General features: G+C 71.8%; 18 protein-coding genes. 6 read left to right on the top strand and 12 right to left on the bottom strand.

Going from position 1 to position 16756, the window contains the following annotated elements:
- Positions 1–30 precede the first annotated feature (30 nt).
- Positions 31–1053, bottom strand: a complete 1023-nt coding sequence (locus VGN74_RS08880; RefSeq protein ID WP_327447250.1) for a 2'-deoxycytidine 5'-triphosphate deaminase — start codon at positions 1051–1053, stop codon at positions 31–33.
- Positions 1054–1135: 82 nt separating this feature from the next.
- Between VGN74_RS08880 and apaG the strand changes: the two genes are divergently transcribed.
- Complete coding sequence (apaG, locus tag VGN74_RS08875) at positions 1136–1543, top strand: Co2+/Mg2+ efflux protein ApaG (protein WP_327447248.1); 408 nt, start codon at positions 1136–1138, stop codon at positions 1541–1543.
- Between the two features lie 79 nt (positions 1544–1622).
- Here apaG and VGN74_RS08870 read toward each other — a convergent pair whose 3' ends face one another.
- On the bottom strand, positions 1623–3503 hold the full coding sequence (locus VGN74_RS08870) for an oligopeptide:H+ symporter (protein WP_327447246.1): 1881 nt from the start codon (positions 3501–3503) through the stop codon (positions 1623–1625).
- 141 nt (positions 3504–3644) lie between these two features.
- Entirely contained in the window at positions 3645–4826 is a 1182-nt protein-coding gene (locus VGN74_RS08865; RefSeq protein WP_327447244.1) for an acetyl-CoA C-acetyltransferase, read from the bottom strand.
- 153 nt (positions 4827–4979) lie between these two features.
- Here VGN74_RS08865 and trhA point away from each other — a divergent pair, with 153 nt between their 5' ends.
- From trhA to VGN74_RS08850, 3 genes are all read left to right on the top strand, one after another.
- Positions 4980–5684, top strand: a complete 705-nt coding sequence (gene trhA / locus VGN74_RS08860; RefSeq protein WP_327447716.1) for a PAQR family membrane homeostasis protein TrhA — start codon at positions 4980–4982, stop codon at positions 5682–5684.
- 81 nt (positions 5685–5765) lie between these two features.
- Positions 5766–6407 carry a polyhydroxyalkanoate synthesis repressor PhaR gene (gene phaR / locus VGN74_RS08855; RefSeq protein ID WP_327447242.1) on the top strand — a complete coding sequence of 214 codons (642 nt, stop codon included), beginning with the start codon at positions 5766–5768 and terminating at the stop codon, positions 6405–6407.
- Complete coding sequence (locus tag VGN74_RS08850) at positions 6404–6781, top strand: hypothetical protein (RefSeq protein WP_327447240.1); 378 nt, start codon at positions 6404–6406, stop codon at positions 6779–6781. The genes phaR and VGN74_RS08850 overlap by 4 nt, the downstream gene beginning before the upstream one ends.
- A 376-nt stretch (positions 6782–7157) precedes the next feature.
- Here the strand turns inward: VGN74_RS08850 and VGN74_RS08845 are convergent, their stop codons facing one another.
- Together VGN74_RS08845 and VGN74_RS08840 are read right to left on the bottom strand one after the other, a co-directional pair.
- Positions 7158–7586, bottom strand: a complete 429-nt coding sequence (locus tag VGN74_RS08845; RefSeq protein WP_327447238.1) for a hypothetical protein — start codon at positions 7584–7586, stop codon at positions 7158–7160.
- A 96-nt stretch (positions 7587–7682) separates the two neighbouring features.
- Positions 7683–8411: a glycosyltransferase family 2 protein gene (locus VGN74_RS08840; protein WP_327447236.1), complete on the bottom strand. Its 729-nt coding sequence runs from the start codon at positions 8409–8411 to the stop codon at positions 7683–7685.
- Positions 8412–8510: 99 nt separating this feature from the next.
- Between VGN74_RS08840 and VGN74_RS08835 the strand changes: the two genes are divergently transcribed.
- Positions 8511–10205 (top strand): glycosyltransferase family 39 protein, encoded by a 1695-nt coding sequence (locus VGN74_RS08835; RefSeq protein WP_327447234.1) that lies wholly within the window; start codon positions 8511–8513, stop codon positions 10203–10205.
- Positions 10202–11104 carry a hydroxymethylglutaryl-CoA lyase gene (locus tag VGN74_RS08830; protein ID WP_327447232.1) on the top strand — a complete coding sequence of 301 codons (903 nt, stop codon included), beginning with the start codon at positions 10202–10204 and terminating at the stop codon, positions 11102–11104. The genes VGN74_RS08835 and VGN74_RS08830 overlap by 4 nt, the downstream gene beginning before the upstream one ends.
- A gap of 4 nt (positions 11105–11108) precedes the next feature.
- On the opposite strand, the gene VGN74_RS08825 is transcribed toward VGN74_RS08830, so the two are convergent.
- From VGN74_RS08825 to VGN74_RS08795, 7 genes are all read right to left on the bottom strand, one after another.
- Complete coding sequence (locus tag VGN74_RS08825; protein WP_327447230.1) at positions 11109–11612, bottom strand: ferritin-like domain-containing protein; 504 nt, start codon at positions 11610–11612, stop codon at positions 11109–11111.
- A 77-nt stretch (positions 11613–11689) separates the two neighbouring features.
- Positions 11690–11929 carry a hypothetical protein gene (locus tag VGN74_RS08820; RefSeq protein ID WP_327447228.1) on the bottom strand — a complete coding sequence of 80 codons (240 nt, stop codon included), beginning with the start codon at positions 11927–11929 and terminating at the stop codon, positions 11690–11692.
- Between the two features lie 138 nt (positions 11930–12067).
- Positions 12068–13987 carry a threonine--tRNA ligase gene (gene thrS / locus VGN74_RS08815; protein WP_327447226.1) on the bottom strand — a complete coding sequence of 640 codons (1920 nt, stop codon included), beginning with the start codon at positions 13985–13987 and terminating at the stop codon, positions 12068–12070.
- The gene (gene yidD / locus VGN74_RS08810; protein ID WP_327447224.1) at positions 13980–14267 is read right to left on the bottom strand and encodes a membrane protein insertion efficiency factor YidD; all 288 of its coding nucleotides are present in this window, start codon (positions 14265–14267) and stop codon (positions 13980–13982) included. Before yidD ends, thrS begins: the two co-directional genes overlap by 8 nt.
- A gap of 241 nt (positions 14268–14508) precedes the next feature.
- Positions 14509–14949 (bottom strand): iron-sulfur cluster assembly scaffold protein, encoded by a 441-nt coding sequence (locus VGN74_RS08805; protein ID WP_327447222.1) that lies wholly within the window; start codon positions 14947–14949, stop codon positions 14509–14511.
- 52 nt (positions 14950–15001) lie between these two features.
- Positions 15002–15436, bottom strand: coding sequence for an SRPBCC domain-containing protein (locus tag VGN74_RS08800; RefSeq protein WP_327447219.1), 435 nt, complete (start codon positions 15434–15436; stop codon positions 15002–15004).
- Positions 15437–15446: 10 nt separating this feature from the next.
- Entirely contained in the window at positions 15447–16751 is a 1305-nt protein-coding gene (locus VGN74_RS08795) for an MFS transporter (protein WP_327447217.1), read from the bottom strand.
- Positions 16752–16756: the final 5 nt, after the last annotated feature.

Genomic DNA, 16756 nt, shown 5'->3' with positions numbered 1-16756 from the left:
AGCCTTCCCCGGGCGCGGCGGGAACCGTCCTCAGCCGTTCCAGTCGCGGAAGTGCTTGGACAGCTTCAGGCCCTGGCGCTGGTAGTGGCTGCCGCCCTCGCCATAGAGCCGGTCCGGCCGCGCCGTCAGCGGCTCATAGACCAGCCGGGCCACCGTCTGGCCGTGCTCCAGCAGGAAGGGCGTGTCGTGGGTGCGCACCTCCAGCACCCCCTTCGAGCCGGCCCCGTGCGCCTCGTCGACGCCGAAGCCGGGGTCGAAGAAGCCGGCGTAGTGAACCCGGAACTCGCCCACCGACGGATCGATCGGCGTCATTTCCGCCGCCTGGTCGACGGGGATCTCCACCGCCTCGCGCGAGGCCAGGATGTAGAACTCGCCGGGGTCCAGCAGCAGCTCGCCCTCCGGGGCGTACAGCGGCTCCCAGAACAGGCGCGGGTCGTGGCCCTCGATATGGTCCATGTCGACCACCCCGGCGTGGCGGCGGCCGCGATAGCCGACGATGGCCCCCGGCCCGCCGGCCAGGTCGACGCCGACGCTGCGGGTCTCCAGCTTCTGCGGCTCGCCGGTCTTGAGCCGCAGCTGGTTCAGCCGCGTGCCCGGCCGCACCAGGATCGAGAAGGTCTGCGGCGCCACCTCCAGATACAGCGGCCCGTCATAGCCCTCGGCCACGTCGTCGAAGGCCGCCCCGGCGTCGGTCAGCAGGCGCACGAAGACGTCGACCCGACCGGTCGAGCTCTTCGGATTGGCCCGCGCCAGCAGGCCCTTCGGCAGGGTCAGCCGCTCCTGCAGCCTGACGATGTAGACGCAGCCCTTCTCCAGCACCGCCCCGCCGGTCAGGTCGAGTTTGTGCATCGCCACGTCGGCGATCCGCGTCTCCACCGTCCGGGCCCCGGGCAGGAAGGAGGCGCGCACCCGCCAGGCCGTGTCCGACAGCCGCAGGTCGAGGCTGGCCGGCTGCACCTGGTCGATGTCGAACGGCGTCTCGGACCGGATGGCGCCCGCGTCGAGCAGGGCCTGGATGGCCTGGCGGGGGAGGATGCCGGGGAGTGTCGTCATGGGATCCGATCACAAGCAGGACGGCGGTCCCGCTTGCCACGCGGCAAGCGCCTCGTCAAAGCGGGCGGGCAAGGAGATTCGCATGCACGACGACCCGCCCTATGAGGCCGAGACCCTTGGCGTCGTCGTGCGCGTGCGCCCGGCCTTCCTCGCCGGCCAGTCGGACCCGGCCGCGGGGCGCTGGGTCTGGGCCTACCAGGTGGAGATCGAGAACCGCCGCCCCGACACGGTGCAGCTGATGGCCCGCCACTGGATCATCACCGACGGCCACGGCCGGGTCGAGGAGGTGCGCGGCCCCGGCGTGATCGGCGAGCAGCCGGTGCTGGAGCCCGGCGCGCGCCACAGCTACGCCTCCGGCTGCCCCCTGCCGACGCCGACGGGCATGATGGTCGGGAGCTATACCTTCGTCGATGGCGACGGCGCCCCCTTCGAGGCCGCCATCCCGGCCTTCAGCCTCGACACCCCGGCCGCCCGCGCCCGCCCGAACTGAGCCGGCCCGGATACGAAAAGGGCGGCGCCCCCTTTCGGAGACGCCGCCCTCGTCAGGCCTCAGGCCCGCTGGCGCGGGGTCAGGTCTTCGACGGCGCCGCCTCGCCATTGTCGCCGGTGTGCGACCAGCCCTTGATCAGGAAGCTGATCAGGATGAAGGCCACGCCGATGCCGACGCCCCACTTGCCGAGCGAGTCGAAGCCCGCCAGCGAGGTCTGCAGCGCACCGGCGGGGTCCAGCACCTGGCCGCCGACGGTCTCCGTGCCCATCAGGCCGGCGATGTAGCCGCCGACATACTGGGCGATCGAGCTGGCGAGGAACCACACGGCCATCATGAAGCTGACCACCGAGGCCAGCGACAGCTTGGTGATCTCGGACAGCCCGACCGGCGACAGGAACAGCTCACCTGTGGTGTGCAGCATGTAGAGCAGGGCGAGGAAGATCAGCGGCATCTGGAAGGCGCTGTCGACCATGCCCGAGCCGGCAGCCCAGACGATCACGAGGAAGCCGAGGCCGACCTGCACCAGCCCCAGACCGAACTTCATGGTCGGGTTCGGGTCGAGGTTGCGCGACGCCAGCCAGGCCCACATCGCGGCGAAGATCGGCGCGAAGATCAGGATGAAGCCGGCGTTGAACGACTGCACCTGGGCGGCGGTGATGGTGGCGTCGATCCAGAAGCCGGTCGGGGTGATCCCGGCCGCCTCGAGCTGGGCCGGGGTGCCGATGGTGATGCCGAGGAACTGGGTGGCCACCGGCGTCAGGGTCAGGTCCACGTTGCGGTCGGCGAACAGGTTCAGCGAGGTGCCGGCCTGCTCGAACAGGGTGAAGAAGACCACGGCCCCGAAGATCAGCACGACGGCCAGCATCATCCGCTGGCGCTGCACCCAGGTCTTGCAGACGAAGGCGATGATCCAGGCGATCGCGGCGAGCGACAGCAGGGTCGAGATGCCCAGAACCGTCCCCACGAGGGCGTTGCGCTGGACCATGAACCACACGATGGCGACGCCGAGCACGGCGAGGACATAGATCAGCCCCTCGCGGTTGACCGGACCGACCAGCGGCCGCTTGAGCAGCTCGGGATTGGGCGGCTCGCCATTGCCCTGCAGCAGCGGCTTGCCGAGCACGAACACCACGAAGCCCAGCGCCATGCCCACGCCGGCGAGGCCGAAGCCGGCCCACCAGCCCACGGTCTGGCCCAGGTAGCCGCAGAGCACCGCCGCCCAGAAGGCGCCGAGGTTGATGCCGTAATAGTAGAGGGTGAAGCCGGAATCCCGGCGCGGATCGCCCTGCGGGTAAAGCTGGCCGACGATGGTCGAGATGTTCGGCTTCAGGAAGCCGACCCCCATGATGATCAGCGACAGCGCCAGATAGAAGACGTTGACGCCGCTCATGTCGCGGGTGGCGGTCATCGTGTACTCGCCGGTTGGCAGCACGGCGGGGAGGGACGCCGTGGCCGGCAGCCCCTCGAGCGCCAGACCGCCGCCCTCGGCCGGGCCGAAGGCGTAGCGCTGCCCGTCGACCATCAGCCCGACCTCGCGGTCGGCCCCGCGGCCTTCGCTGACGACCTCATAGGTCGCCCCGGCGTAGGTCAGGGTTTCGGTCGCCGGTCGGCCCTCATAGGCCATGAGGCCATGCCCCGCGACGAGCAGCAGCGCGCCGAAGGCGATGGCCTTGCGCGTGCCGATGTAGCGGTCGGCGAGGATGCCGCCCACCAGCGGCAACAGGTAGACGAGCGAAGTGTAGGAGCCATAGGTCGAGGACGCCATCGCGTCATCGAACAGGAAGTGCTGCGTCAGGTAGAAGATCAGGATGCCCCTCATGCCGTAGTAGGAGAAGCGCTCCCACATCTCGGCGAAGAACAGGATGATCAGACCTCTCGGATGGTTCTTGAGGATCTGCAGAAGCACGGGCAAGCCCGTGACGAGGGTGATAATCAACCCCAGTATAATGACGATATTCATGCCTGCCCTTTAGACTGTCCTGCGCGCGACCGGCGGGGGCTCTGACCCCTCTGCACACGAACGCACCCCGCCACCCCTGGCGAGCGCGGATACCAGCACCGGCCCGCAGGGTTTACAAGCGGTAACAGTCCGTGGCCGGCCTCAGCCGCGCTCCACGCACAGCGCCACGCCCATGCCGCCGCCGATGCACAGGGTGGCCAGCCCCTTGCGGCCGCCGGAGCGCTTCAGCTCGTGCAGCAGCGTCGTCAGGATGCGCGCGCCGGAGGCCCCGATCGGGTGACCGATGGCGATGGCGCCGCCGTTGACGTTGACCTTGTCGGGGTCGAGGCCGAGTTCCTTCACCACGCACAGGGCCTGGGCGGCGAAGGCCTCGTTGGACTCCACCCGATCCAGGTCGCCGACCGACCAGCCGGCCTTCGCCAGCGCCTTCTGCGAGGCCGGGATCGGGCCGGTGCCCATCACCGCCGGATCGACGCCCGCGGTGGCCCAGGAGGCGATCCGCGCCAGCGGCTCCAGCCCGCGCCGCGCCGCCTCCTCGGCGGTCATCAGCACCAGGGCCGCGGCCCCGTCGTTCAGCCCCGAGGCGTTGGCGGCGGTCACCGTGCCGTCCTTGATGAAGGCCGGGCGCAGCTTCTCCATGGCCTCGATCGTGGCCCCGTGGCGGATGTACTCGTCCTGGTCGACGATCACGTCGCCCTTCTTCGAGGCGATCGTCACCGGCGTGATCTCGGCGGCGAAGCGCCCGGCCTTCTGCGCCGCCTCGGCGCGGTTCTGGCTGGTCACGGCGAAGCGGTCCTGGGCGGCCCGGTCGATCTCCCAGCGGGCGGCGATGTTCTCGGCCGTCTGCCCCATGTGATAGCCGTGGAAGGCGTCCCACAGGCCGTCGCGGATCATGGTGTCGACCAGCTCCACAGCGCCCATCTTCTGGCCGGTGCGCAGGGTCTGGGCGTGGGGCGCCTGGCTCATGCTCTCCTGGCCGCCGGCGACGACGATGCGGGCGTCGCCCAGCGCCACCTGCTGGTAGCCCAGCGCCACGGCGCGCAGGCCCGAGCCGCAGATCTGGTTCAGGCTCCAGGCCGGGGTTTCCTTCGGCACGCCCGCGCCCATCGCGGCCTGACGCGCCGGCCCCTGACCGGCCGCCGCCTGCAGCACCTGGCCGAGGATGACCTCGTCGACCTCCTCGCCCGCCACCCCGGCGCGCTCCAGCGCGGCGCGGATGGCCACGGTCCCCAGCTGGGCCCCGCTGAGGCTCGACAGGGCGCCGAGGAAGGACCCGACCGGGGTGCGCGCGGCCGAAACGATGACGACGTCGGGATGGGCCATGGCTTTCGCTCCTGCGAGATGGACTGTTGCCCTTTAGCCGCAACGACCGCCTTTCGTCACCCGCAGCCCGAAGATTCAGCCCATGGTCATCCCGTCGCGGCAGGATGGCGGGAACGATCGGGACGCCCCCTCATTGGAAGGGTCATGCGCATGATGGTGATGAAGCTGTTCCGCCGGGTGGTGACGCCCGACGCCCTCGACATGGCGGAGCACTACCGCACCCGGGCCGAGCGGCTGGCGGACCTTTGGGTCCACGTCGCCGGCCTCGTCCTGGCGGGGATCGGCGGCATCGTCCTGGCGGTGCTGTCGGCCCTCTACGGCGGGGCCGGCATGGCCCTGGCCACGGCCGTCTACGCCCTGTGTCTGGTGGCCATGCTGACCGCCTCCACCGTCTACAACCTGACCCACCCCTGCGCCGCCCGGCCGGTGCTGCGCCGCCTCGACGAGGCCGCCATTTTCCTGATGATCGCCGGCAGCTACACCCCCTTCACCACCCAGCGCTTCGAGGGCGCCTGGTCGACCGGCTTCACCCTGCTGGTCTGGGCCATGGCCCTCGCCGGGGTGCTGGCCAAGCTGTTCGCCCCGCGCCTCAACGACCGCTTCTGGAGCGCCGTCTACGTCCTGTTCGGCTGGATCGCCGTGCTGGCCCTGCAGCCGATGCTGGAGACGGTCCACCCGGTGGCGCTGGGCCTGCTGGTCGCCGGCGGCCTGATCTACACCGCCGGGGTGTTCATCTTCATCAGCGAGAAGGCGCCGTTCCGCCGGGCCATCTGGCACGGCTTCGTCGTCGCCGGGGCCTCGACCCACTGGGCCGCCGTGCTGATCGGGGTGGTGCTGGCGCCCGGCCTCGCCGGCTGAGGTCCCGCGACCGTGGCGCGCGGCGCGCATGACAGACTGGTGAAACCTCTCGCAGTGCGGGATAAGAACGCAGACGCCCCCATGGATCGAGGTTCCCGCGTGGCCGACAGCTCTTCCGACACCCCCCGCAGCCGCGGCGGCGACACGGTGATCATCAAGAAGTACGCCAACCGGCGGCTCTACAACACGGCCACCTCGGCCTATGTCACCCTCGATGATCTGGCCCGCATGGTGCGCGAGGGGATCGAGTTCCAGGTGTTCGACGCCAAGTCGAACGAGGAGCTGACCCGCCAGGTGCTGACGCAGATCATCTTCGAGGAGGAGACGCGCGGCGAGGCCCTGCTGCCGGTGCAGTTCCTGCGCCAGCTGATCGGCTTCTACGGCGGCAAGATGCAGGGCGTGCTGCCCAGCTACCTGGAGATGTCGCTGGACGCCTTCTCTCGTCAGCAGGAGCAGTTCCAGTCGCAGATGACCCGCGCCTTCGCCGCCGCCCCCGGCGGGGCCCTGCTGGAGGAGGCGGCCAAGCGCAACGCCGCCATGTTCCAGGAGGCGATGCGCATGTTCACCCCCTTCGGCTACGCCCGCGCCGCCGGTGAAGCCGGTCCGGCCGAAGCGGCCGCGCCCGCCGCCCCGCGCGACGACGAGACCCTCGCCGAGATGCGCCGCCAGATGGACGAGATGCGCGATCGTCTGGACCGGCTGAGCCGGGACACCGGCCAGTGACCCGACCCGTCGGTCCCACGCCTCCCGTCGGACCGACGCCGCCGGTCGACGACCGGCGTGAGGCTGACCGCCGCGCGCGCGACCGCCGCGCCGCCCGCCGCGCCCTCGTGCCGGTCGATCCGGCCGTCGCGGCCGAGGCCGGCCCGGCGCCGGATGTCGCCGCGCCCCCGCCGCCTCATCCCGCACCGAGGCCGGCGCCGGGTCCCGATCCGGCCGTCGCCGCCCAGCTGCTGGGCCAGACCGGCGCCCGCAAGGGGCTGCGCGGCGGCCCGCCGGTGCTCGGCGCCGCCCGCTCGACCTATCTCAACGCCCAGTACGCCGGCCCCGCCGACCGCCGCCCCCCGGCCGGGACCCGCGGCAAGACCGAGGTCTGACGCGGCAGGATCGGGGGCGCGGCTGGCGCCATCCTTGCAGGCATTCCGGAACCTGTTCCGGAGAGTCCCATGGCCGCCTTCGCCAGCTTCGCCGCCCGCGCCTTCGACGTCACCGTGGTGGCGCTGATCTTCGCCCTGCTGGCCTGAAGGCGCGCGTCGCCGGGGGGCTTCCTGTCGCGGTGTGTGACGCTCAACCTGACCGCACGCCGTCATCCCGAGTGTCGTCACCCCCGGGCTTGTCCCGGGGGCCCATCGGTCCGCGAGGCGCGAACTGTGGATGTCTCTGGCGGCACGTGAAGGCCGGATACGACTGCGCATGACCCAGGCGTGGGCCCCCGGGACAAGCCCGGGCGTGACGGTTATTGGGAGGCAGGGCCTACTGCGGCTGGCTGAGGTCCAGATCGCGGCGCGCCGCGATGATGGTGACGATGAAGCCCGCCAGCACGTCCAGCATGACCATCACCGTCACCAGGAAGAAGGTGGAGGTGGCGAAGCCGCGCAGCAGCAGGAACTGCACCAGGCAGACCACGAACAGCACCATTGACAGGGCGTGATTGACGATCGCCACCTTCTGGCTCGAGGTCGACTTGAGCAGCTCGAAGAACAGGCAGATCAGCGACACGAACAGGATCAGGTCGCCGGTTCCGACGTCCCAGCTGGCGCCGGACGTCATGGGAATGGAGAACACCGGGTCGCGCAGCATGGCGTCGGCGGCGCCGACCCGCGCCCCGTCGCCGAGGCTGAACAGGACCACGACATTGTAGAGGACGACGGGGATCAGCAGCAGGGGAACGGCGACCAGCATGGGGCTCTCTCCTCGGCGCGGACGGGGCCCGCAGGCCCGCCGGCGACTATTGCATAACGCGGATCGCCGCGGCCCGCCATCGCGGGGCGGGACCGCTCAGAGCTCGACGACCTGACCCGGCCGGCGCGCCCGCGACTTGAGCCAGATGACGCCCAGCAGGTCCGAGACCGAAGCCTTCAGCCGGCTCCAGTTGGTGTATTTCGACCGCCCCACGCCGCGCGGGCGGTGGCTGACGTCGAGATAGAGGTTGCGATAGCCCTCGCGGATCATCAGCGCCGGCAGGTAGCGGTGCATGTGATCGAAGTAGGGCAGGCGCAGATAGGCCTCGCGCCGGAAGGCCTTGAGCCCGCAGCCCGTGTCGTCGGCGTCGTCGCCCAGCAGCCGCTTGCGGATGCGGTTGGCCCAGCGCGAGGCCCACAGCTTGGCCTGCGAGTCCTGCCGCTTCGCCCGGCGGCCGCCGACCAGCGCCACCTCGGGCGGCGAGGCCAGCAGCAGATCGATCAGGGCCGGCCCGTCACCCGGCGGATTTTGCCCGTCGCCGTCCAGCGTCAGGATGATTTCGCCGCGCGCCGCCAGCACCCCGGTGCGCACCGCCCGGCTCTGGCCGGCGTTGGCCCCGTGGGCCAGCACCCGCAGCTGCGGCAGGGCCGCCCGCGCCGCCGCCAGCTCGGCCCGGGTGCCGTCACGGCTGGCGTCGTCGACGAAAATCATCTCGAACGCCCGCCCCTGCAGCGCCCCGGCGATCTCGCGCGCGAGGTCCCCGGCGGCCCCTTCCTCGTCGTGCACCGGGACGACCACCGAGATCTGCGGCATGGCTTGGCTCATGGCGCCCCATAGCCGCTTTCCCGCCCCGGGGGGAGGGCCGCCGGTCCCGGTCCGCGCGAGACCGATGACGCCTGCGCCGGGCGCGTGATAGGAAGCCGCATGATCCGACCGGATTTCGACCGCATGATCGCCGACTGGCGCGGCCCCGTGCTGGCGGCGCTCGTCGCCCTCATCGCCGCCCTGCCCAGTCTGATGCTGCTGCCGCCGCTGGACCGCGACGAGAGCCGCTACGCCCAGGCCACGGCCCAGATGCTGGAGACCGGCGACCTCGTCGACATCCGCTTCCAGGACGACCCGCGCTACAAGAAGCCGGTCGGCATCTACTGGCTGCAGGCCGCCGCGGTGTCCCTCGTGTCCGACGCCGAGGCGCGCGACATCCGCGCCTATCGCATCCCGTCGCTGCTCGGGGCCATGCTGGCCGCCGCCGCCTGCGCCTGGGCCGGCGGGGCCCTGTTCGGCCAGCGCGCCGGCTTCCTCGCCGGGGCCATGCTCGGCGCCACCTTCCTGCTCTCGACCGAAGCCGGCATCGCCAAGACCGACGCCATGCTGGCCGGCTCGGTGACCCTGGCCATGGCCGCCCTGGCCCGGCTCTATCTGGCGGCCCGCGAGGGGCGGGCCCCGGCGCGCCTGCACAAGCTGCTGTTCTGGCTCGGGCTGGGCCTGTCGATCCTGATCAAGGGCCCGATCGGCCCGATGGTGGTGATCTCGGCCCTCGTCATGCTGACCGTGTGGGACCGCAACGCCCGCTGGCTGACGCGGCTCGGCTGGGGCTGGGGCCTGCCGCTGCTGGCCCTGATGGTCGGCCCCTGGGCCATCGCCATCACCATCGCCAGCGACGGCGCCTTCTGGCGCGACGCGGTCGGCGGCGACCTCGGCCAGAAGGTCGTCGGCGTCGACGAGAGCCACGGCGGCTTCCCCGGCTACTATCTGCTGCTGGCCCCGGTGCTGCTGTTCCCGGCTACCCTGCTGCTGCCGGCGGCCCTGTCCACCGGCTGGGCCCGCCGCGCCGAGCCGGGCGTGCGCTTCGCCCTGTGCTGGCTGATCCCGACCTGGATCATCTTCGAGCTGACCCCGACCAAGCTGCCGCACTACACCCTGCCCACCTTCGGCGCGATCGCCCTGCTGGCCGCCGCCGCCATGACCCGGCCGATCGGGACCCTGTCGCGCCGGCTCGGGGCCGGGCTGATGCTGTTCGCCGCCCTCGTCATCTCGGCCGCGGCCGTCTACGGCCTGACCGAGTTCGGCACCTCCACGGCCCAGACCTGGGCCACCATGACCCTGGCCTTCGCCCTCGCCGCGGCGGCGGTCGGCGGCTTCCTGCTGCTCAACGGCGCCTCGACCAGCGGCCTGCTGGCGGCCATGGCCTTCGGCATCCTCGCCCACGCCGCCCTGGCCGGCGAGATCCGCCAGCTGCGCCCGCTGGCCATCGCCCCCCGGCTCGACGCGGCGCTGATGGAGGCCGGCCTGCACCCGCGTCAGGGCCGGGTCGGCGCGCCGGTGGCCATCACCACCTTCCACGAGCCCAGCTTCGTGTTCCTGACCGGCACGCCGACGCGCCTGACCGACGCCGAGGGCGCCGCCGAGGCCCTCATCGCCGGCCGCCCCGCCATTGTCGAGGCCGCCGACGCCGACGCCTTCGCCGCCGCCCTCGCCGCCCGCCGCGCCCCGCCGCCCCGCGCCGTGGCCGTGGTCACCGGCCACAACTACTCCAAGGGCGACGACCTGGTGCTGACGCTCTACGCGCCCGAAGCCGCCCGCCCGATCCCGGGGCCGGCCGCGGGAGGCGCGCGATGAGCCGCCGCATCACGATCGTCGAGGTCGGTCCGCGCGACGGCCTGCAGAACGAGGCCGCGGTGCTCGATCCCTCCACCCGGGCGGTGTTCGTGCAGAAGCTGGAGGCCGCCGGGGCCCGGCGCATCGAGGCGGTCAGCTTCGTCCACCCCCGTCTGGTGCCGCAGATGGCCGGCGCGGAAGAGGTCATGGCCGCCCTGCCGCCCGCGCCCGACCGCCGGCGCATCGGCCTGGCGCTCAATCTCAAGGGCTATGAGCGCGCCGTCGCCGCCGGGGTCGACGAGGTCAACCTCTCGATCGCCGCCACTGACGGCTTCGGCCTGAAGAACCAGGGCATGGACCGCGCCGCGCAGGGGACCATGGTCGAGGCGGTGCTCGAGGCCCGCCGCGCCGCCGGGGGCGGACCCGACCTTTCGGTCACCCTGTCGTGCTGCTGGGGCTGCCCTTTCGACGGCGAGGTCAGCGCGGCGCAGGTGGCCGACATCGCCGGCCGGCTGGCCGCGCAGGGCGTCACCGAGATCGGCCTCGCCGACACCATCGGCGCCGGCGATCCCTGGGCCGTGACCCGGGTCGTGGAGGCCGTGCGCGCCGCCGCCCCGCGGGCGGTCCTGCGCCTGCACTTCCACGACACGCGCAACACCGGCTTGGCCAACGCCTACGCCGGGATCGAGGCCGGGGTGGACGTGCTGGACGCCTCGGTCGGCGGCATCGGCGGCTGTCCGTTCGCGCCGGGCGCCACCGGCAACATCGCCACCGAAGACCTCGTGCACATGCTGCACCGCGCCGGCTTCGAGACCGGCCATGACCTCGACGCCCTGATCGCCGCCGGCCGCTGGATCGGCGACAAGCTGGGCAAGCCGGTCCCGTCGGCGCTGGGCCGCGCGGGACCGTTCCGGCCCTGAGGGCTTACTCGGCCGCCGGCCGCAGCGCCTCCTCATTGACCGCCGCGTCGGCGAGGGCGGTCAGGTCCTCGTCGGTCTGCGATTCCTGCTGCAGGGTCTCGTCCAGCAGGCGCACCGCCTCGTCCATCCCCAGCACCTGGGCCCAGCGCTTCAGGGTGCCGTAGCGGGTGATCTCGTAGTGCTCCACCGCCTGGGCGGCGGCCAGCAGGCCGGCGTCGAGCGCCGCCTTGCCCTTGTACTCGTCCATGATCTCCTCGCCCTCGGCGAGGATGCCCTCGATCGCGTCGCAGGTCTTGCCGCGGGCCGGCTTGCCGATCAGCTCGAACACCTGCTGCAGGCGCTCGATCTGCCCCTCGGTCTCCTCGCGGTGTTTCTCGAACGCCGCCTTGAGCTCCGGCGCCTGCGCCGCCCGCTGCATCTTCGGCAGCGACTTCAGGATCTTGCGCTCGGCGTAGTAGATGTCCTTCAGGGTGTCGTGGAACAGGGTCTCGAGCGTCTTGTCGGCCATGGGAGGTCTCCTTGCGGGATTGAGCCCCCACAACCGGCCACCCCGGCCGCCTGTTCCCGATCGTCCTCCCGAGGCCCTCAGGCCGCCCGGGGCGCCGTGGTCAGCCGCAGCCCGACAGCATGGGCGGCGCGGTACAGCCGCGCGGCCAGATCGAGCGCGGGGTCGGCTGGGAGGGACTTCGCACGTTCGATCGTCTCAACCGCGAGGGCCGTCACGGACAGATCATCCGCCTCCAGCATCTCGGCCAGGTAGCCGGCGATGTCCTCATCGTCGCGGAGGAAGTCGACGGCATCGAACGGCGTCGTTTCCACGGGCATCGTCAGTCCAACTGCTCCGCGAGCGCCTTGGCTCGCCTGATGTCACGCGGCTGATGGTCCTTGTCGCCACCCGGAAGGATGACGATCAGATCCGCGCAGCGCCGGACGCAGTATAGCCGATATCCGGGACCGTGAGCCTCATCTCAGATCCGGCGGCGTCGCCTCCGCGGTGAGCAGGGCGATGGCCTCCTCCAGCGTCACCACTGTCTGCTCCTGGCTGCCGAGACGGCGCAGGGCGACCTTGCCTTCCTCGGCCTCCTTGCGGCCGACCACGGCGATCACCGGCACCTTGCCGACCGAGTGCTCGCGCACCTTGTAGCCGACCTTCTCGTTGCGCAGGTCGGTCTCGACCCGCAGGCCGGCGGCGCGCAGCTTCGCCGCCACCTGTTCGGCATAGGGGTCGGCGTCCGAGGTGATGGTCGCCACCACCGCCTGCACCGGCGCGAGCCACAGCGGAAAGGCCCCGGCGTAGTTCTCGATCATGATGCCGATGAAGCGCTCGAAGCTGCCGAGGATGGCCCGGTGCAGCATGACGGGGCGATGCTTCTGGCCGTCCTCGCCGATGTAGGTCGCGCCCAGCCGCTCCGGCAGCACATAGTCGAGCTGGATGGTGCCGCAGGTCCACTCGCGGCCGATGGCGTCCTTGACGATGAAGTCCAGCTTCGGCGCGTAGAAGGCCCCGTCGCCCGGCGTCACCACCGGCTCCGAGCCGGCGGCGCGGGCGGCCTCCAGCATCTGCGCCTCGGCCTTGTCCCAGAATTCGTCCGTGCCGGCGCGCTGCTCCGGCCGGGTGCCGAGGCTGATGTAGGCGGTCTGCATGCCGAGGTCGGCGTGGACGCTGCGCGCCAGCTCGATGAAGGCCGCCGTCTCCTCGACGATCTGGTCCTCGCGGCAGAAGATGTGGGCGTCGTCCTGGACGAAGCCGCGCACCCGCATCAGCCCGTGCAGCGAGCCCGACGGCTCGTAACGGTGGCAGGCGCCGAACTCGGCCATGCGCAGCGGCAGTTCGCGGTACGAGCGCTGGCCCTGGTCGAAGATCTGCACATGCCCCGGGCAGTTCATCGGCTTGAGGCTGAGGGTCTCGCCCTCGACCGTCTCGCACACGAACATGTTCGGCCGGTACTTGTCCCAGTGGCCCGAGGCCTCCCAGAACTTGCGGTCCAGCACCTGGGGCGTCTTGACCTCGACATAGCCGGCCGCGGTCAGGCGGCGGCGCATATAGGCCTCGATGACCTGCCACAGCACCCAGCCCTTGGGGTGCCAGAACACCATGCCGCGGCCCTCTTCCTGCATGTGGAAGAGCTCCATCTGCCGGCCAAGGCGGCGGTGGTCGCGCTTCTCCGCCTCCTCCAGCCGCTGCAGATAGGCGTCGAGGTCCTCCTTCGAGGCCCAGGCCGTGCCGTAGATGCGCTGCAGCTGCTCGCGCTTTGAATCCCCGCGCCAGTAGGCGCCGGCCAGCTTGGTCAGCTTGAAGGCCTTGCCGACATGGCGCGTCGAGGGGAAGTGCGGCCCGCGGCACAGGTCCAGCCAGTCGCCCTGGCGATAGACGGTGATGGTCTCGTCGGCCGGCAGGTCGCGGATCAGCTCCGCCTTGAACTTCTCGCCGCGCGCCTCGAAGAAGACGATCGCCTCGTCTCGGTCCCAGACCTCGCGCTCGAACTTCGCGTCGCGGTCGATGATCTTCGCCATCTCCTTCTCAATGGCGGCGAAGTCGTCGGTCGAGAACGGCTCGTCCCGGTAGAAGTCGTAATAGAAGCCGTCCTCGATGGCCGGGCCGATGGTCACCTGGGTGCCCGGGAACAGGGTCTGCACCGCCTCGGCAAGCACGTGCGCCGTGTCGTGGCGGATGGTGTAGAGCGCTTCGGGATCGTCACGCAGGATCAGCCGGAAGGCCCCGCCGCTTTCCAGCGTCCGGTGCAGGTCGCGCTGCTCGCCGTTCAGCTCGGCCAGCACGGCCTTCTTGGCCAGCGACGGGGAGATCGAGGCCGCGACCTGATGGGCGGTGGTGCCGGCCGGATACTCGCGCACGGCGCCGTCGGGGAATTTCAGTTCAATCATGGTCGGTCTTCGATCGGTCTGGCGCGGGGTCCGCCGGGAGGGCGGCGCGGGGCGGGACGGGGTCGTAGCCCCAGCCCCCGAAGGGATGGCACTTACACAGGCGACGCACGGCGAGCCATCCCCCCGCCACCGGTCCGTGTTCGATCAGCGCGTCGCGCGCATAGTCCGAACAGGTCGGCAGGAAGCGGCACGACTGCCCGATCAGCGGGCTGAGCGTCAGCTTGTAGCCGCGATGGGCCAGCCGCACGCCGCGTTCATACAGGGTCTCGCCGGAAGGCATGCCGGGCTTATCCCCCGCCCGGGTTCCGGGAGCAACCGCGGCGGGGCCCCTCCGTCTCGCCGGCTTCGCCGTCGAGCCACCTCCCCATTCCATGGGGAGGAGAAGCGCTTTCCTCCCCACGCAGTGGGGAGGGGGACCGCCCCCGGGTCTCGCCGAAGGCGAGCCCGAGGACAGGCTTCGCGGTGGAGGGGCGAGGGAAAGAGCGCCGCGCCTGACCTCGCCCCCTCCCCCATACGCTGCGCTATAGGGGAGGAGAGACCCCCGCCGCCGCCAGCGCCTTCACCGTGGCCTCCAGCGCGACCAGGGTCGAGGCGTGGCGGGCGGGGTAGTCGGCCACCTGGCGCAGGGCGCGCAGGCCCTCGAAGCGGCCCTCCGGCCCCTCGCCCCCGGCCTTGAGCATGGCCGACAGGGCGTCGCGGGCGGCGACCACCTCGGCCGCCGAGGCCCCGACCACCGCCTCGCCCAGCACCCCGGCGGCGGCCTGGCCGAGGGCGCAGGCCTTCACGCTCTGGGCGAAGTCGGCGATGCGGCCGTCGGCGTCGAGCACGACGTCGACCACGGCGCGCGAGCCGCACAGGCGGGCGGTCGCCTCGCCGGTGCCGTGCGGCGCGGCCAGCCGCCCGCTGCGCGGCATGTTGGCGGCCAGAGCCAGGATGCGCGCGCTGTACAGGTCGTCGATCATGGCCGGCATCCAGGCGCGCGGTCGGCACGGCGCCATGCGGGCGCGGCGGGGCTCACCCCTCGACCAGCCGCCGCAGGCCCTCGCCGATCTCGGCATAGGCCTCGCGCAGGCCGCGGCGATGGCGGTCGAACCAGAACTCGCCGCGCAGGCCGCCGACGATCAGACCGTTGGCGAGGATGCAGCTGCCCGGGACCAGCTCCTCGATCTCGAAATAGCGCGTGGCGCGGAACTGCCAGCCGCGCCGCTCGTGCCAGATCAGCTGGGCATGGGGCGTCCAGTCGCCCAGCCGCACGGTGGCGCGCCGCTCCGGGTGGCCGGGCAGACGCTCGGTCAGGCTCAGGGGGGCGCCGAAGCCCAGGGCGCCCTCGACCTCGGCCTCATAGGCGTTCCAGTGCGACCAGGCGGCGAAGTCCGCCAGCCGTTCCCACAACTGCTCGGCCGGGGCCTTCACCCCGACCCGGTGCTCGACTTTGAGGAGGGTGCTCATGGCGCGCTTTTCACACGGCTTTCCGGCCCGGGGAAGGCGGGCGGACGGTCGCGCCTTCGGGCCCCGGCGTCGAGGCCGGCTGGGGCGTGGCCCGCCCCGGGTCGCCGCCGCCGCCCTTCAGGGCCGCGCTGAGGAAACACAGGGCGAGGGCCGCCCCGATCAGCACGAGGTTGAGGCCGAACGGGGCCGGGGCGGTCCATTCGTACAGCGCCACCCCGATCACCGGCGGGGCCAGGAAGCTGAGCCCGGCCAGGGCCATGATCAGGCCCGCCACCGTGCCCTGCTCGTCCGGCCGGGTGGCCAGCGAGGCGCCGGCGGTGAAGCCCGGCCGGGCGAACCCCATGCCCATCGACAGCAGGGCGTAGCCGACCACGACCCCGTGGTAGTCGGTCGCCACGGCGCTGACGCCGTTGCCGACCAGCGCCAGCCCGGCGCCCCAGCGCATCATGGCCCGCGGCTCCAGCCGCAGCAGGGGGATCAGCCCCCACTGCACCATCAGGGTCATGGCCGCCCCGGCGAACAGGGCCAGGCCGATGAAGGGCTGGGCCGCGTCCAGCCCCAGCCCCTCGGCGGCCAGCTCGTCGATGACATGGAAGCCGATGACGCCGATGTTGACCGCCTGGGCCCCGGTCAGCAGCAGGCCGTACAGCAGGAAGTCGCGCAGCCGCGGGTCCTTCCACAAGCCCTTGTGCGTCGCGCCGGTCGAAGGCTGGCGCTCGACCCCGCCCGAGGGGAGGAAGCGCCACACCAGCACCAGCACGATCGCGCCGAGGGCGGCGAAGGCGTAGAGCGGCCCGGCCAGGCCGACGAAGGGCAGGATGAACACCGGGGCCAGCGCCGGGCCCAGCACCGTGCCCAGCCCCTGGGCCGAGGCGAGGGCCGACAGGGCCCGGGTGCGCGCCGCCCGGCTGGTGCGATCGGCGACATAGGCCTGGGAGGCGATCGGCGCAGCCGAGCCGAACAGGCCGTAGATGGCCCGCGCCACCGCCATCAGCACGAAGGCCACGCCCGCCGCCAGCCAGCCCTCCAGCCCGCTGGTCGCCGCCAGACCGAAGGCGGCCATGGAGGCGACGAAGCCGCCGAGCCCGATCAGGATCACCCGCTTGCGCCCCAGCCGGTCCGACAGCCGCGCCCAGGTCGGCGAACTCAGGGTCCACAGCAGGGCCGAGATGGCGAAGGCCGCCGACACCAGGGTGTCCGACAGGGCGAAGGCGCGCCCGATCAGCGGCAGCACCGCCTGCAGCGCCATATTGCCGGCGGCGGCGATCAGGCTGACCGAGAACAGCAGCAGAAAGGCGGGCGAGCGCAGCGTCACCTGTC

Origin of the sequence: Brevundimonas sp., assembly GCF_035998205.1 — a bacterium.
Lineage (GTDB): Bacteria > Pseudomonadota > Alphaproteobacteria > Caulobacterales > Caulobacteraceae > Brevundimonas.
The sequence above is the reverse complement of the archived record's forward strand: the minus strand, read 5'-3'. Positions and strand labels throughout refer to the sequence as shown.

Coding starts and splice junctions, on each gene's coding strand:
- VGN74_RS08880 (WP_327447250.1), bottom strand. CDS start 1,053: ATGACGACACTCCCCGGCATCCTCCCCCGCCAGGCCATCCAGGCCCTG.
- apaG (WP_327447248.1), top strand. CDS start 1,136: ATGCACGACGACCCGCCCTATGAGGCCGAGACCCTTGGCGTCGTCGTG.
- VGN74_RS08870 (WP_327447246.1), bottom strand. CDS start 3,503: ATGAATATCGTCATTATACTGGGGTTGATTATCACCCTCGTCACGGGC.
- VGN74_RS08865 (WP_327447244.1), bottom strand. CDS start 4,826: ATGGCCCATCCCGACGTCGTCATCGTTTCGGCCGCGCGCACCCCGGTC.
- trhA (WP_327447716.1), top strand. CDS start 4,980: ATGGTGATGAAGCTGTTCCGCCGGGTGGTGACGCCCGACGCCCTCGAC.
- phaR (WP_327447242.1), top strand. CDS start 5,766: ATGGATCGAGGTTCCCGCGTGGCCGACAGCTCTTCCGACACCCCCCGC.
- VGN74_RS08845 (WP_327447238.1), bottom strand. CDS start 7,586: ATGCTGGTCGCCGTTCCCCTGCTGCTGATCCCCGTCGTCCTCTACAAT.
- VGN74_RS08840 (WP_327447236.1), bottom strand. CDS start 8,411: ATGAGCCAAGCCATGCCGCAGATCTCGGTGGTCGTCCCGGTGCACGAC.
- VGN74_RS08835 (WP_327447234.1), top strand. CDS start 8,511: ATGATCCGACCGGATTTCGACCGCATGATCGCCGACTGGCGCGGCCCC.
- VGN74_RS08830 (WP_327447232.1), top strand. CDS start 10,202: ATGAGCCGCCGCATCACGATCGTCGAGGTCGGTCCGCGCGACGGCCTG.
- VGN74_RS08825 (WP_327447230.1), bottom strand. CDS start 11,612: ATGGCCGACAAGACGCTCGAGACCCTGTTCCACGACACCCTGAAGGAC.
- VGN74_RS08820 (WP_327447228.1), bottom strand. CDS start 11,929: ATGCCCGTGGAAACGACGCCGTTCGATGCCGTCGACTTCCTCCGCGAC.
- thrS (WP_327447226.1), bottom strand. CDS start 13,987: ATGATTGAACTGAAATTCCCCGACGGCGCCGTGCGCGAGTATCCGGCC.
- yidD (WP_327447224.1), bottom strand. CDS start 14,267: ATGCCTTCCGGCGAGACCCTGTATGAACGCGGCGTGCGGCTGGCCCAT.
- VGN74_RS08805 (WP_327447222.1), bottom strand. CDS start 14,949: ATGATCGACGACCTGTACAGCGCGCGCATCCTGGCTCTGGCCGCCAAC.
- VGN74_RS08800 (WP_327447219.1), bottom strand. CDS start 15,436: ATGAGCACCCTCCTCAAAGTCGAGCACCGGGTCGGGGTGAAGGCCCCG.